The organism is Micromonospora sp. KC723 (genome assembly GCF_004348595.1).
In the GTDB taxonomy this organism is placed as follows: Bacteria; Actinomycetota; Actinomycetes; order Mycobacteriales; family Micromonosporaceae; genus Micromonospora.
The window spans coordinates 24,842-38,715 of record NZ_SMKD01000013.1 but is presented as its reverse complement, the minus strand read 5'-3'; the positions used below and the strand labels follow the sequence as shown (position 1 = coordinate 38,715).

Here is a 13,874-nt window from a genome sequence, read left to right as displayed (position 1 = left end):
TCTTTTCCGAAAGGCGTTCGCCGATGACCGAGCACGAGGTGGAGACCGCCGCGAGGACCGCGGGGGTCGACGCCGACCCGGTCGACCACCGCGGCGTCGACGGTGTGCTGGCCCGGGTCCGGGCAGGCGCGGCGGAGCTGACCGGTGCGTTGCGTCGGGTCGCCGAGCAGGTGCTCAGCGACCCGGAAGCGGCGGCCCGGGCGACCATCGTGGAGCTGGCCGAACGCAGCGGCACCTCACCGGCCACCATCACCCGGTTCTGCCGGGCGATGGGCTTCGACGGCTACGCCGACCTGCGGCTGGGCATCGCCGTGGAGACCGGCCGGGCCCGCTCGGCCGGCTGGACCGTCGACATCGGACGAGAGATCCAGCCCAACGATCCCCTCGAACGGGTGCTCGGCCAGATCATCGCCGCCGACACCCGGGCCATGCACGACACCGCGGCCCTGCTCGACCTCGCCGAGGTGGAACGCGCCGCGGTCGCCGTCGCCGGCGCCGGCCGGGTCAACATCTTCGGCGCCAGCGGCAGCGCCCTCGTCGGCGCGGAGATGCAGTTCAGCCTGCACCGCATCGGGGTGGCCGCCTGGGCCTGGAGCGACGTGCACGGCGGGCTGGCCAGCGCCGCCCTGCTCGGCCCCGGGGACGTCGCGCTGGCCGTCTCGCACAGCGGCCAGACCCGGGAGACCATCGAGATGCTCGCCGAGGCGGGCAGCCGGGGTGCGACCACCGTCGCGGTGACCGGCTTCCCCCGCTCACCCCTGGCCGAACTGGCCGAGATCGTGCTGCTCACCGCCAGCCAGGCCACCACCTTCCGGCCCGACGCGCTCTCCGCCCGGCACCCCCAGCTCGTCGTGCTCGACCTGCTCTACATCGCCGTGGCGCAGCGCACCCACCACCGCGCCCACGCGGCCTTCCGGCGTACCGCCCAGGCCGTCGACGGGCACAAGGCCGCCAGGAGCACCCCATGACCGGCCCGGGGCACCGCCCCATCCGGCAGACACGAGGAGAGACGACGATGTCCGTTACCCCCGACAACCCGGCGGAGCTGAGCCGCCGTACGCTGCTCGGTCGCGCCGCCGCCGCGGGCCTGCTCGCCACCCCGGCGGTAGGCCTGCTCGGCGCCTGCGCCACCAGCGGCTCCGACCAGGGCTCCAGCACGCGGGCGGAGGGCACGAAGAGCGCCGGCAACCCGCTGGGTGTCGCCGAGGACGCACCGCTGGAGGTGGTCATCTTCAACGGCGGCTACGGCGAGAAGTACGCCACCGACGTGCACCAGCCGCTGTACCGCAAGGCGTTCCCGAAGGCGGAGATCAAGCACCAGTCCACCCAGGCGGTCTCCACCGTGCTCCAGCCCCGGTTCGCCTCGGGCAACCCGCCGGAGTTCGTCAACAACTCGGGCGAGAAGCTGATCGACTTCGGCTCGCTGGTCGCCGACGGTCAGCTCATGGACCTCACCGAGATGTGGGACGCCCCGTCGGTCGGCGACCCGACCAGGAAGGTGCGCGACACCGTCGTCCCCGGCACCGTCGAGGCCGGCTCGTTCAACGGCAAGCCGTACGTCCTGTACTACGTCTCCACGGTCTTCGGCATCTGGTACTCGGGCAAGTTGTTCCGGGACAACGGCTGGGCGCCGGCGAAGACCTGGTCGGAGTTCACCGCCCTGCTCGACAAGATCAAGGCCAGGGGCATCACCCCGTACGGCTACGCCGGCGCGAACGCCGCCTACTACCAGTGGAACGTCATCCTCACCCACGCCGCGAAGATCGGCGGCACCGACGTGCTCAAGAACATCGACAACCTCGAGGACGGCGCCTGGCAGCAGGACGCCGTCAGACAGGCCGCCGAGGCGTGGGCCGAGATCGGCGCCAAGTACGTCGACAAGAGCTTCGAGGGGCTCAAGCACACCGACGTGCAGCTCCGGCAGAACCAGTACAAGCTGGCCTTCTACCCCAGCGGCGACTGGCTGGAGGGCGAGCAGGAGAAGGACACCCCGCCCGGTTTCGAGTACCAGCTCATGCCGGTGCCGAGCCTGACCAGCTCGGACAGGCTGCCGGCCACGGCGCTGCGCGCCACCGCCGGTGAGGGCTACTTCGTCTCCGCCAAGTCGAAGAACCCACGCGGCGGCCTGGAGTACATGCGCCAGATGCTGTCGGTGGCCGGCGCGAAGGGCTTCACCGAGGTGGTCAAGGCCCCGACCGTGGTCACCGCCGGCAGCGAGGGCTTCGCCTTCCCGCCGGGCGTGGCCAGCTCGCAGGCCGCGCTGAAGGCAGCCGGCCAGGACGTGTTCAACCTGTACTTCGACGGCTGGTACAAGGAGCTCGACACGGAGGCACGCACCGCCACCAACGAGCTGATGTTCGGCCGGATCAGCGCCGACGCCTTCTGCGAGCGCCTCCAGAAGCGCGCCGACGCGATCGCCAAGGACAACTCCGTCGCCAAGTTCACGCGCTGACCGATCGGAGCGTGGATCATGCGGCACGGCAGGTATCCGTTCGTGGTGGGGTTCCTCGTCGCCCCGGTCACGCTGTACGTGGTCTTCGTCATCGCGCCGTACGCGCAGGCGTTCCAGATCTCGATGACCAACTGGCGGGGGCTGTCGGCCCCGCGGTGGGTGGGCTTCGACAACTACCGGCGGCTGCTCGACGACGGCAGCTTCTGGAAGGCCGTCCAGCACCACGGCGTACTCCTGCTCGCTCTGCCGCTGATCACCATCGCCATCGCGCTCTTCTTCGCCTTCCTGCTCAACGTCGGTGGAAAGAGCAGCGGCGGGCAACGGCAGGGCGTCCGGGGGGCGGGGTTCTACCGGGTGGTGTTCTTCTTCCCCCAGGTCCTCGCGGTGGCGATCATCGCGGTGCTGTTCCAGATGGTGTACCGGCCGAACGAGTCCGGCCTGGTCAACGGCGTGCTGATGAAGCTCGGTCTCGACCCGGTGCTCTTCCTGATCCGGCCCAACCTGGCGCTGTGGTCGATCATCGCGGTGCTGGTCTGGCAGGCGGTCGGCTTCTACGTGGTGCTCTTCTCTGCCGGGATGGCCGCCATCCCGGGCGAGATCTACGAGGCCGCCGAGATGGACGGGGCGAGCCGGGTGACCCTGTTCTTCCGGGTCACCCTGCCGCTGCTCTGGGACACCCTCCAGGTGGCCTGGGTCTACCTCGGCATCGCCGCGTTCGACGCGTTCGCCATCGTCGCGGTCCTGTCGGTGGACAGCGGCGGCCCCGACGGCGCGACCACCGTGCTGGCGATGGAGATCTACCGCAACGCCTTCGTCTACTCGAAGTACGGCTACGCCTCGGCGATGGGCGTGGCGCTGTTCTTCCTCACCATCACGTTCGCGGCGCTGACGCTGCGGCTGACCAAGCGGGAAAGCGTGGAGTACTGACATGACGTCGCAGACGCTGCCGCCGACCCCGGCGGCGCCTCCGCCGGCCCGGACCGCCGGGGCCGGCCGGTCTCGCCGGGCCACCGCCCACCGGGAGGTACGGCTGTTCGCCGGTCTCGGGCAGGTGGCGCTCGCCGGCTGGGCGGTGATCGTCATCGTGCCGATCCTGTGGACGTTTCTGGCCGCGTTCAAGGACACCGGCGAGATCTTCGGCAGCCCGTGGACGCTCCCGGCCGAGCTGCGCTGGCAGAACTTCAGCCGAGCCTGGACCAGGGCGAACGTCGGCCGGTACTTCCTCAACAGCGTGTTCGTCGTCTCGTGCGGCACCCTCGGCACCATGCTGCTCGGGTCGATGGCGGCGTACGTGCTGGCCCGGTACCGGTTCGTCGGCAACCGGGCGATCTACTACCTGTTCGTCTCCGGGCTGGCGTTCCCGGTCTTCCTGGCCCTGGTGCCGCTCTTCTTCGTGGTGCGGAACCTGGGGCTGCTGGACACCCACACCGGCGTGATCCTGGTCTACATCGCGTACTCGCTGCCGTTCACCGTCTTCTTCCTGGCGGCGTTCTTCCGGACGCTGCCGAACTCGGTCGCCGAGGCGGGGATGATCGACGGCTGCTCGCACACCCGGCTGTTCTTCCAGGTGATGCTGCCGATGGCGAAGCCCGGGCTGATCAGCGTGGCCATCTTCAACGTCATCGGCCAGTGGGCGCAGTACCAGCTTCCGCTGGTGCTGCTCTCCAACGCCAAGGACAAGTGGGTGCTCACCCAGGGCATCGCCGACATCTCGGTCAACGCCGGCTACCAGGCCGACTGGTCCGGCCTGTTCGCCGCCCTGACCATCGCCATCCTGCCGATGATCGTCGTGTACGCGGTCTTCCAGCGCCAGATCCAGTCCGGCCTCACCTCGGGCGCGGTGAAGTAGCCCGGGGCCCCGGGGCCCCGCCGCGCCGCTCGGCGTGCCACGAGCGCCAGAGGTAGGCGTACGCCCCACCGGCCCGCAGCAGGTCGTCGTGGCTGCCGATCTCGGTGATCCGCCCGCCCTCCAGCACCGCCACCCGGTCGGCGTCGTGCGCGGTGTTGAGCCGGTGCGCGATCGCGATCACGGTACGCCCGGCGAGCAGCGTCGCGAGCGCCCGCTCGGTACGCCGGGCGGTGGTCGGGTCGAGGGCGGCGGTGGCCTCGTCGAGGATCAGCGTGTGTGGGTCGGCGAGCACCAGCCGGGCGAGCGCGAGCTGCTGGGCCTCGGCCGGATCGAGCTGCCGGGCGCCGTCGCCGAGCGGGGTGTCCAGCCCGTCCGGCAGCCGGGCCGACCAGTCGGCGCCCACCGTGGCCAGCGCCGAGCGCATCCGCTCGTCGGAGGCGTCCGGCGCGGCGAAGGCGAGGTTGTCGCGCAGCGAGCCGATGAACACGTGGTGCTCCTGGGTGACCAGGGCGATCCGCCGCCGCCGCTCGGCCGGGTCCAGATCGGTGACAGGGCAACCGCCGATACTCACCACGCCGCGCCGTGGCCGGTCGATCCCGGCGAGCAGCCGAGCCAGGGTGGACTTGCCGGCACCCGACGGACCGACCACCGCCAGCCGCTCACCGGGGCTCACCTCCAGGTCGATGCCGTGCAGGACGTCCGGCCCGTCGACGTACGAGAAGCGGGCGTCGCGGACCACCAGCCGCTCGCCGCCGGGCGGGGACGCCCGGCCGGGCGGCTCCGGCGGCACCAGGCCGACGCCGAGCACCCGGGCGAACGAGGCGAAGCCCCGCTGCGCCTGCTCCGTCCACTGCAACAGCCGGTCCAGCGGCTCGATCGCCTGTTGCAGGTAGAGCGCGGCGGCGACCACCGCGCCGAGCGGAACCGACCCCGCGTGCAGCAGGTACCCGCCGACGAGCAGCACCGCGGCGACCGGCAGCGGGTAACTGGCCTCCACGACCGTGAAGAAGACGGTGCGCAGCGCCAGGGTCGCCCGTCGGGCCCGCCACACCCGGTCTATCCGGGCGGTGCCGTGCGCGATCCGGTCGTCGGCGAGGCGCAGCGCCTCGACCGTACGCGCGCCCTCGGCCGTGCTGGTCAGCGCCTCGGTCAGGTCGGCGGCCGCCGCGCCCTCGGCCAGGTAGGCGGGGCTCGCCCGGCGCAGGTACCAGCGGGTCACCAGCCAGATCGACGGCAGCCCGGCCAGCGCCGCCAGGCCGAGCAGTGGATGCAGCAGGAAGATCGCCCCGAACAGCAGCGCCAACTGCACCGAGGAGATGACGATGGTGGGCACCACGTCCCGCACGGTGGTCCCGACCGTCGACACGTCGACCGAGCTGCGGGTGGCCAGGTCCCCGGCGCCGGCCCGTTCGACGACGGAGACGGGCAGCCGCAGCGTGGACCGGACGAACTCCTCGCGCAGCTCCGCGACGGCCCGTTCGCCGAACCGGTGGCCGGCGTACTGCGCGTACCGGGAGAGCAACGCCTGCGCCACGACGGCGCCGCCGATGGCCAGGGCCAGCCGGTCGACGGTGGCGACCCCGGCGCCCGCGCCGACCCGGTCGATGATGACGCCGAGCAGCCACGGTGGGGCGAGCCGGGCGATCGCGGCGGCGCCGTGCAGCGCCAGCAGGAGAGCCACCGTACGCCGGTCCCGGCGCAGCAGGCCGCGCAGCGCCCGGCGCACCGTGCCGCGGTCGGCCACCGGCAGGCCGTTCACGGGTGGACCCCCTGCGGCTCGGCGGGTTCGTCGGCGCTGTCCCGGTCGACCAGGGCCCGGTAGCCCGGGTCGCGGTCGAGCAGCTCGAGGTGGGTGCCGGTGGCGACGACGCGGCCGGAGCGCAGGTGGGCGACCGTGTCGGCCCGGCCGAGCAGCAGCGGCGAGGTGGCGAGCAGCACGGTGGTCCGTCCAACCCGGGCGGCGCGCAGCCGCTCGGCGACCCGTGCCTCGGTGTGCGCGTCCACCGCCGAGGTCGGGTCGACGAGGATCAGCACCTCCGGTTCGGCCAGCAGCGCCCGCGCCAGGCGTACCCGCTGCCGCTGGCCGCCGGAGAGCGTCCGGGCCCGGACGTCGACCGGGGAGTCCAGACCTGCCGGCAGGGAGTCGGTGACGTCTTCGGCCGACGCGACCCGCAGGGCCTCGGTGATCTGCTCGTCGCCGGTTTCCGGGCCGGTACGCAGGATCTCCCGCAGCGTTCCGGCGAAGAGGTACGAGTCGTGCTCGGCGACCAGGATCCGGTCGCGGACCTCGTCCAACGGGCGCGCGGAGAGTGGCCGGCCGCCCCAGGTGACGTCGCTGACGACGTACCGGCCGAGCCGGTCGGCCAGCGCGACGGCGTCCGCCGGGTCGTCGGCGGCGACAGCGGTCAGCCGGCCGGCGTGGACGGTCAGCCCGGTGACCGGGTCGTGCAGGTCGGCGGGGTGCGCCGGAGGGGGTTCGGGCCGGCGGGCGTCGGGGATCGCGCCGGGAGCGTTCGCCCCGGCCAGGCCGCCGCGCGGCGACGACGGACCGCCGTCACGCGGCCCGCCGACGTCGTCGGGGGCCAGGACGAGCAGGGCGATGATCCGGCGGGCGGCGACCCGGCCCCGGATGAACTGGTGGCTGCCCTCCAGCAGGAACCAGACCGGCACGATGAGGGCCGCCACGTAGCCGTACACGGCGACCAGCTCCCCGACACTGATCTGGCCGGTCACCGTCATCCGGGCCCCCAGCCACACCACGGCCGCGAGGAACAGCCCCGGCACCGCGATCGTCGCCGCGTCGATCCAGCTGTAGACCGCGCCGACCCGGTACCCCTCGGTGAGCAGGTCCCGGGAGCGGGCGGCGTACCGGCGGGCGAACAGGTCGCGGCCACCGACCCCGGCGAGCACCCGCAGCCCGGCGACGATGTCGCCGGAGCGGGCGGTGAGTGCGCCCTGGTGCTGCCGGTAGACCGACTCCGCCCCGTCGAGCCGGCGCAGCAGCGGACCGACGACCAGCCCGACCGCCGGCACCCCGACCAGCACGCAGAGCGCGAGGAGGGGGGAGATCGACCAGAGCACGCCGGCGACGACCGCGTACGCGACGACCGCGCCGACGCCCGGGCCGGTCAGGGTGAGCACCTGGGCCGTCCAGTCGATGTCGGAGCCGCCGACGGTGGCCACCTCGCCGGCGGCGACCCGGCGTCGCAGCACCGCGCCGATCCGGGCGAGCTGTCGCAGCACCAGCGCGGCCGAGCGGGCCTTCGCGTCCTCCCGGATGTACGTCATCGTGCGGTGCCGCATGATGCCGAGCCAGGACAGCCCGAGGCCCGCGGCGACGATGGCCGCGACCCAGGCGGTCAGGGCCCGGATGTCGCCGGCCCGCAGCCCGTCGTCCACCGCCCGGGAGATCAGGTACGGCCGGACCGACAGCCCGACCATCCAGGCGGTGCCGAGCAGGCTGCCGCGCAGGGCCCGCCAGGGCTGGCAGCGGACCAGCCACCACAGGTAGCGCAGGGGTCCGCCGAGGTCCGGTGTGCCGGGGTCGGGATGCGGGATCTGCGGGGGCATCCGGCCCACGCTACCGACTCGATCCGTGCCTCACTGCCCTGTTTTCCGCCGCGGAACGGTGATGCCGGCCAGCTTGCCGCCGGAGCCTGCCGGCGGGCGGGCCGGTGTGTCACAGGGGCGGGGCAGAATCGCAGCCGTGCTGGTGGCGGTGGTGGCGGACGAGCGGGGCGGGGGCGTGCTCCAGTCGCTCGACGGCGCCGGCCGCCCCGCCGGGCCGGCCGAGCCGGTCGCCGACCTGGTCGCCGCCGTCGCCGCCCGCGAGGCCGCCGGGCGTCCGCGCTGGGTCCTCGCTTCGGCGGCGGCACTCTACCCGGTGCTGCTGCGCGCCGGGGTGCGGCTGGAGCGCTGCCACGACGTCGAGCTGACCGAGGCGCTGCTGCTCGGTCACGCCGGCCGTTGGGGTGAGCCCCGGTCGCTGGCCGCCGCTTACGCCCGGCTGGTCGGGTCCGCTGTCCCCGTCGATCCACCGCCCCGGCCGCCGGCCCCGCCCGGGCACGGCCAGGGCGCGCTCTTCGACGCCGTTTCCGGGCCGCCGGGCCCGGGCGGCGCGGCGCTGGCCCGGGTGTACGCCGACCAACTGGCCCGGATCGCGGCCACCGCGCATCCCGGCCGGTTCCGGCTGCTGGTGGCCGCCGAGTCGGCCGGCGCGCTGATCGCGGTGGAGATGGGCGCGGCCGGGCTGCCCTGGCGGGCCGACGTGCACGACGCGATCCTCGCCGAGCTGCTCGGCGAGGTGTCCCCGGTGGGCGGGCCGCCCCGCCGGCTGGCCGAGTTGGCCGCCCGGATCGCCGACGCGTTCGGCGTACGGCAGGTGCACGCCGACTCGCCGGCGGAGCTGTTGCGGGCGTTCGCCCGGGCCGGGGTGGAGCTGCCGAACACCCGGGCCTGGGTGCTGCGCGGCGTCGACCATCCGGCGGTGCCGCTGGTGCTGGAATACAAGGAGCTCTACCGGATCTGGACGGCGCACGGCCGGGCCTGGCGGGATGCCTGGGTCCGCGACGGCCGCTTCCATCCCGAGTACGTCCCGGGCGGGGTCGTGTCCGGCCGGTGGGCGACCCGGGGCGGGGGAGCGTTGCAGATCCCGAAGGTGATCCGCCGGGCGGTGGTGGCCGACCAGGGCTGGCGGTTCGTGGTCGCCGACGCCGGCCAGCTGGAGCCGAGGGTGCTCGCCGCGGTCTCCGGTGACGCCCGGCTCGCCACGGCGGGCGCGGCGGGTGACCTCTACGCCGCCCTGGCCCGGGACGCCTTCGGCGGTGACCGGGCCCGAGCCAAGCTGGCGCTGCTGGGGGCGATGTACGGGCAGACCGGTGGGATGGCCGTGCCCGCCCTGGCGGTGCTGCGGCGTCACTACCCGACGGCCTTCGCCTACGTGGAGGCGGCGGCCCGCACCGGTGAGGCGGGCGGCCTGGTGCGGTCCTGGTTGGGGCGTACCTGCCCGCCGGGGACGGTGGGCCTGGCCGACGGTGAGGCCGTCGACCAGGTGCCCGGCGGCGACGACCGGCAGTCGCCGCGGGCCCGGGCGGCCCGGTCCCGGGGCCGGTTCACCCGCAACTTCGTCATCCAGGCCACCGCCGCCGAGTGGGCCTCGACGCTGCTCGCCACGCTCCGTGGGGAGCTGGCCGGCACCGGGGCGGAGCTGGTCTTCTTCCAGCACGACGAGGTGATCGTGCACTGTCCGGCCGGGCAGGCGGGCGTGGTCGCCGAGGCGGTGACCCGGTCCGGCGCTCGGGCGTCGGCGCTGCTGTTCGGCGATTCCCCGGTCCGGTTTCCGCTGGATCTGTCCGTTGTCGACTGCTACGCCGACGCGACCTGACCGGCCGGGGTTCTGGCGGGGTCGGCGCTGGCCGTTGGTGTCGCCGCCGTGCTGGTCACGACCAGGCCGGGCGATGAGTGGTGACGGGGAATCTATCTAGAATGTGGCGATTTGCCCCGCCACCCCGTGCCCCGGGTCGTCGTTGGGTCCGGTGTGCGCAACGGACCGGGCAGCCCTGCTCGGTCCGTCTTCACGACGGAGGTGGCACCGCTGAACCGGATCGCAGGCATGATCATCGCGGCGGGCGGGGGGCGCCGGATCGGCGGCCCGGAAGCCCTTCTCCACCAGGGGGAGCGGCCCCTGGTGGACCAGATGGTCGACACGATGACCGAGGCGGGTTGCGGGCAGATCGTGGTCGTCCTGGGCGCCGCCGCCGACCAGGTGCGCCAGACCGCCGACCTGTCCCGGGCCACCGTGGTGGTCAACCAGGCCTGGAGCACCGGCGTCGGTTCCTCCATCCGCGCCGGCCTGGCCGCGATCACCGACGAGGACATCGAGGCGGTCGTGGTGGTCCCGGTGGACATGCCCGGCCTGACCGCCGCGGCGGTACGGCGGGTCACCGCGCTGCCGTACCCGGACGTGCTGGTCTGCGCCACCTACGACGGTCTGCGCGGCTACCCGATGCTCTTCGGCCGGCGGCACTGGTCGGGCATCGCGACGCTGGCCAGCGCGGACGTCGGGGCCCGCCCGTACCTGCTGGCCCACAAGGACCAGATCGTCGACATCTCCTGCGACTCGGTGGCCGACGGCAGCCGGGTGGACACCCCGGAGTTGATGGCGCTCTACGGCCTGACCGTCCCGCCGCAGCGGGTCGGCGCCTGACCCCGCGCCGTCAGACCTCGATGTTGAACCGTTGCAGCACCGACGGCGCCATCAGGCCCATCGCGGCCAGCACGGAGAGCACGGTCAGTGCGGTACGCAGCACGACGACCTCCGCCTTGCTGCCGGTCCGCAACGCGATGCTGTTCGGCAGGCCGACCATCATCCACATCCGTCGTTTGATCGGGATCGGCCAGAGGATCGGCACCCCCGCCTTGGTGATCATGTCGCCCAGGATGTGCACGAAACAGCCCACCCCGACGGCCAGCCCGATCATCGGATAGCCCCGGTCGCCGGGCAGGTTGGCGAAGGTGTACCAGGCGGCGGCGGCCGAGGCGAGGGTGACGATCACCCAGCCCGCCCGCTCCGCCCACCGGTCGAACAGGCCGCGTAGGGCCAGCCCGATCATGAAGAACAGGATGCCCACCACCGCCCACTTGCCGTACGCCGTGCACAGCGTGGTGGTGCCCCAGCCGACCAGGGTGGTGAACGGGATGGTGTGGGTCAGGGTCCGGTGCCCGTTGTTGCGGCGGGGATCACGGCTGAGCTTGGTGGCGTAGTAGACGCCGAGCGAGACCTTCTCCATCACCTCGGCGAGGAAGAGGGAGAAGACGCCGAAGGTGCGGGCCACCGTCGCGCCGCCCTGGTTGCGGGTGACCTTTCCGGAGAGGTCCAGGTCGGGGAAGAGGGCCCCGCCGGCGCAGACCGCGGTGCCCACCGCCAGCGCCAACGGCGACTGGTGGTAGTCCGCGAACTGGTCCAACGCCCACGAGCCGGTCAGCCACACCGCCGCGCCCGACAGCGCGTGGGACGGTCCCATCATGGCGTATCGCCCTCCCCAGGTCCTTGATCGACAAACTACGCCACTGTGTCAGAGCCGCCGCCGACGGGGCAATCAACCGGTCGGTCCACTGGGGAGAGTTACTGGTCAGGTCAGGAGCCGGGCCGCGCCCAGGGCGCGGGCGGCAGGGCGCCCGGGTACGACCGGGGAGCGCCGCGCGGCGGGAACGCCGCGGGGGAGGTCGCGGGTTCTCCGGTGGCAGGCGGCCGGGACGCTCCGGGCCACGGCGGCGGGGGCGGCGGTCGTTCGATCCGCAGCATCGTCGTCGGCTCCTCCTCGTCGGCCGGTTCCGGTTCCGGACCGCGCTCGGCGGCTATCAACCGCCGTTCGGCCTCGTCGTGACCGATGCGCCGGCGGGGATCCCGGCACAGCAGGCCGGCGAGCACGGGTGCGAGCGGCCCGGCGTGGGGGGCGGGGTCGGGCGGGTCGGCGGCGAGCGCCGCCAGGGTGGCCACCGCGGTGCCCCGGGCGTACGGCGGGCGTCCCTCGACGGCGGCGTACAGCGTGGCGCCGAGGGACCACAGGTCCGCCTCGACACTGGACACGCCCTCGGCGGCGCGTTCCGGGGCGACGAACTGGGGCGAGCCGAGCACCATCCCGGGGCGGGTCAGCACCCCCTCCTCCCCGCTGAAGGTGGCCAGCCCGAAGTCGGTGAGCATGATCTGCCCGTCCTGCGTCACCAGCACGTTCTGTGGTTTGACGTCCCGGTGCAGCACGTTGGCGGTGTGGGCGGCGCGCAGCGCGGCCAGCAGCGCCCGCCCGACGCCGGCGGCCCGGACCGGGTCCAGGGGGCCGTCGCGGTCCAGGACGGCCTGCAACGTCCGGGAGGGGATGTACTCCATCACGATCCACGGGTGCCCGGCGACCGGAACGACGTCGTAGACCCGGACCACGTTGGGGTGGCGGAGCCGGGCCGCGGTACGCGCCTCGCGCAGCGTCCGCAGCCGCAACTCGTCGCCCTCGACCTCGGACAGCCAGTGCGGCGGAACGACCTCCTTGACCGCCACCTCACGGTGCAGCACCTCGTCGACGGCCCGCCACACCCGACCCATGCCGCCCTGGCCCACCGGTTCCACCAGCCGGTACCGGCCGGCGATCACTACGTGCTGCACCGCTCTCCTCACCCTTGGCTGACGCACCACGGTAGCCAATGGATCGGGGCGGGCCTATCGCTTGTCCGGTCGGCCTCAGCAGGCGGCGCCGTCCATCGCCAGCAGGTTGCCCTCCGGGATGAGGATCCGCGACCGCCCGCCGAGCAGCGCGCCGGCCCGCCGGGCCTGGAACGACCCGTGTTCGCGGCGGGCGGCGGCGTAGCTGCCGGCCGTCCGGGCGGCGATGGTGGCCCAACCGTACCGCTCGCTGACCATGCTGCGGGCGCGGCGGGCCACCCGGCGGGCGAAGACCTCGTCACCGATGAGCCGGTCGACCGCGCCGGCCAGCGCGTCCGGGTCGCTGTGCGGGAAGGTCACCCCGGTCACGCCGGGCTCGACGATCTCGGCCAGCCCACCGGTGTCGGCGACGGCGAGCGGCGCGCCCGCCGCGGCGGCCTCCAGCGCGATCATGCCGAACGGCTCGTAGAGGCTGGGGATCACCGTGGCGTCGGTGGCGGCCAGCACGGCCGGAAGCTGGGTGGAGTCCAGGAATCCGGCGAAGCGGACGGTCTCGTCGAGGCGCAGCCGCCGCGCCTGGTCGACCAGTTCGTCCTTGTACGGCCCGTCCCCGGCGATGACCACCCGCAGCCCCGGGTGCCGCTCGCGCAGGTACGGCACGGCGTGCACGAGGTGCTGCACGCCCTTCTCGTACACCAGCCGCCCGGCGTACCCGACCAGGGGCCCGTCCCCGGCGAACCGGGCCCGGGCCGAGGCGACGGCCCGGGGTCGGGCGCGCCACGCGCGGTCGTCGACCCCGTTGGGCACCACGTCGACCCTGGTGGCCGGCACGTCGAACAGCCGGGTGACCTGGTCCCGCATGTACCCGGAGCAGGCGATGACCCGGGCCGAGGCGTTGCTGATCCAGTGTTCGACGCCGTGGATGGTGCGGTTCATCTCGTCGGGGAGCCAGCCCTGGTGTCGGCCGGCTTCGGTGGCGTGGATGGTGGTGACCAGTGGTATGTCGAGGTGTTCGGCGAGGGTGATGGCGGTGTGGGCGACGAGCCAGTCGTGGGCGTGGACGACGTCGTAGGTGCCGGCTTCGGTGGCGCGTAGGGCGGTGCGGGTGAGGGTGTGGTTGAAGGCCATGGTCCAGGCCAGGAGGGAGTTGGTGGCGAGGGGGAAGGTGACGGGGTCTTCGGGGGCGCGGAGGATGCGGACGCCGTCGGCGTACTCCTCGAGGGGTGCGCCGTCGGCGTGTCGGGTGATGACGGTGACCTCGTGTCCGGCGGCGGCCAGGGCCACGGACAGGGCGTGCACGTGGCGGCCGAGTCCGCCGACGAGCACGGGCGGGTACTCCCAGGAGAGCATCAGCACGCGCTGGTGCCGGGCGGGGTTGATGTCGATCACGTCGGCGTCAGGTGACATGCGGCCCCCTTTGA

General features: G+C 73.5%; 11 protein-coding genes. 6 read left to right on the top strand and 5 right to left on the bottom strand.

The window, feature by feature from the left end; genetic code table 11:
* Positions 1-23 precede the first annotated feature (23 nt).
* Genes E1165_RS05450 through E1165_RS05435 form a run of 4 tightly spaced genes read left to right on the top strand, consistent with a single transcriptional unit; the run spans position 24 to position 4,301 of the window.
* On the top strand, positions 24-968 hold the full coding sequence (locus tag E1165_RS05450) for a MurR/RpiR family transcriptional regulator (protein ID WP_132388345.1): 945 nt from the start codon (positions 24-26) through the stop codon (positions 966-968).
* Between the two features lie 47 nt (positions 969-1,015).
* On the top strand, positions 1,016-2,452 hold the full coding sequence (gene ngcE / locus E1165_RS05445; protein ID WP_132388343.1) for an N-acetylglucosamine/diacetylchitobiose ABC transporter substrate-binding protein: 1,437 nt from the start codon (positions 1,016-1,018) through the stop codon (positions 2,450-2,452).
* A gap of 18 nt (positions 2,453-2,470) precedes the next feature.
* Positions 2,471-3,379, top strand: coding sequence for a carbohydrate ABC transporter permease (locus E1165_RS05440; RefSeq protein WP_132388341.1), 909 nt, complete (start codon positions 2,471-2,473; stop codon positions 3,377-3,379).
* Position 3,380: 1 nt separating this feature from the next.
* On the top strand, positions 3,381-4,301 hold the full coding sequence (locus E1165_RS05435; RefSeq protein ID WP_132388339.1) for a carbohydrate ABC transporter permease: 921 nt from the start codon (positions 3,381-3,383) through the stop codon (positions 4,299-4,301).
* Here the strand turns inward: E1165_RS05435 and E1165_RS05430 are convergent.
* The gene (locus E1165_RS05430; protein WP_132388337.1) at positions 4,279-6,060 is read right to left on the bottom strand and encodes an ABC transporter ATP-binding protein; all 1,782 of its coding nucleotides are present in this window, start codon (positions 6,058-6,060) and stop codon (positions 4,279-4,281) included. The two genes, E1165_RS05435 and E1165_RS05430, sit on opposite strands and share 23 nt — an antisense overlap.
* On the bottom strand, positions 6,057-7,871 hold the full coding sequence (locus E1165_RS05425; RefSeq protein WP_132388335.1) for an ABC transporter ATP-binding protein: 1,815 nt from the start codon (positions 7,869-7,871) through the stop codon (positions 6,057-6,059). The genes E1165_RS05430 and E1165_RS05425 overlap by 4 nt, the downstream gene beginning before the upstream one ends.
* Positions 7,872-7,932: 61 nt before the next feature.
* Here E1165_RS05425 and E1165_RS05420 point away from each other — a divergent pair, with 61 nt between their 5' ends.
* Complete coding sequence (locus E1165_RS05420) at positions 7,933-9,684, top strand: bifunctional 3'-5' exonuclease/DNA polymerase (RefSeq protein WP_165945146.1); 1,752 nt, start codon at positions 7,933-7,935, stop codon at positions 9,682-9,684.
* Between the two features lie 228 nt (positions 9,685-9,912).
* The gene (locus tag E1165_RS05415; RefSeq protein ID WP_132388333.1) at positions 9,913-10,506 is read left to right on the top strand and encodes an NTP transferase domain-containing protein; all 594 of its coding nucleotides are present in this window, start codon (positions 9,913-9,915) and stop codon (positions 10,504-10,506) included.
* A 10-nt stretch (positions 10,507-10,516) separates the two neighbouring features.
* On the opposite strand, the gene E1165_RS05410 is transcribed toward E1165_RS05415, so the two are convergent.
* The 3 genes from E1165_RS05410 to E1165_RS05400 all read right to left on the bottom strand — a co-directional run bounded on the left by E1165_RS05410 (position 10,517) and on the right by E1165_RS05400 (position 13,860).
* Positions 10,517-11,326: a metal-dependent hydrolase gene (locus E1165_RS05410; protein ID WP_132388331.1), complete on the bottom strand. Its 810-nt coding sequence runs from the start codon at positions 11,324-11,326 to the stop codon at positions 10,517-10,519.
* A gap of 110 nt (positions 11,327-11,436) precedes the next feature.
* Positions 11,437-12,456, bottom strand: a complete 1,020-nt coding sequence (locus tag E1165_RS05405; RefSeq protein WP_132388329.1) for a serine/threonine-protein kinase — start codon at positions 12,454-12,456, stop codon at positions 11,437-11,439.
* Between the two features lie 75 nt (positions 12,457-12,531).
* Positions 12,532-13,860: a glycosyltransferase family 4 protein gene (locus E1165_RS05400; RefSeq protein ID WP_207916608.1), complete on the bottom strand. Its 1,329-nt coding sequence runs from the start codon at positions 13,858-13,860 to the stop codon at positions 12,532-12,534.
* Positions 13,861-13,874: the final 14 nt, after the last annotated feature.

What these genes read in the sequence shown, in the direction of transcription:
- E1165_RS05440 (WP_132388341.1), top strand. Translation starts at nt 2,471, where the DNA reads ATGCGGCACGGCAGGTATCCGTTCGTGGTGGGGTTCCTCGTCGCCCCG.
- E1165_RS05420 (WP_165945146.1), top strand. Translation starts at nt 7,933, where the DNA reads ATGCCGGCCAGCTTGCCGCCGGAGCCTGCCGGCGGGCGGGCCGGTGTG.
- E1165_RS05415 (WP_132388333.1), top strand. Translation starts at nt 9,913, where the DNA reads ATGATCATCGCGGCGGGCGGGGGGCGCCGGATCGGCGGCCCGGAAGCC.
- E1165_RS05425 (WP_132388335.1), bottom strand. Translation starts at nt 7,871, where the DNA reads ATGCCCCCGCAGATCCCGCATCCCGACCCCGGCACACCGGACCTCGGC.
- E1165_RS05410 (WP_132388331.1), bottom strand. Translation starts at nt 11,326, where the DNA reads ATGATGGGACCGTCCCACGCGCTGTCGGGCGCGGCGGTGTGGCTGACC.
- E1165_RS05435 (WP_132388339.1), top strand. Translation starts at nt 3,381, where the DNA reads ATGACGTCGCAGACGCTGCCGCCGACCCCGGCGGCGCCTCCGCCGGCC.
- ngcE (WP_132388343.1), top strand. Translation starts at nt 1,016, where the DNA reads ATGTCCGTTACCCCCGACAACCCGGCGGAGCTGAGCCGCCGTACGCTG.
- E1165_RS05450 (WP_132388345.1), top strand. Translation starts at nt 24, where the DNA reads ATGACCGAGCACGAGGTGGAGACCGCCGCGAGGACCGCGGGGGTCGAC.
- E1165_RS05400 (WP_207916608.1), bottom strand. Translation starts at nt 13,860, where the DNA reads ATGTCACCTGACGCCGACGTGATCGACATCAACCCCGCCCGGCACCAG.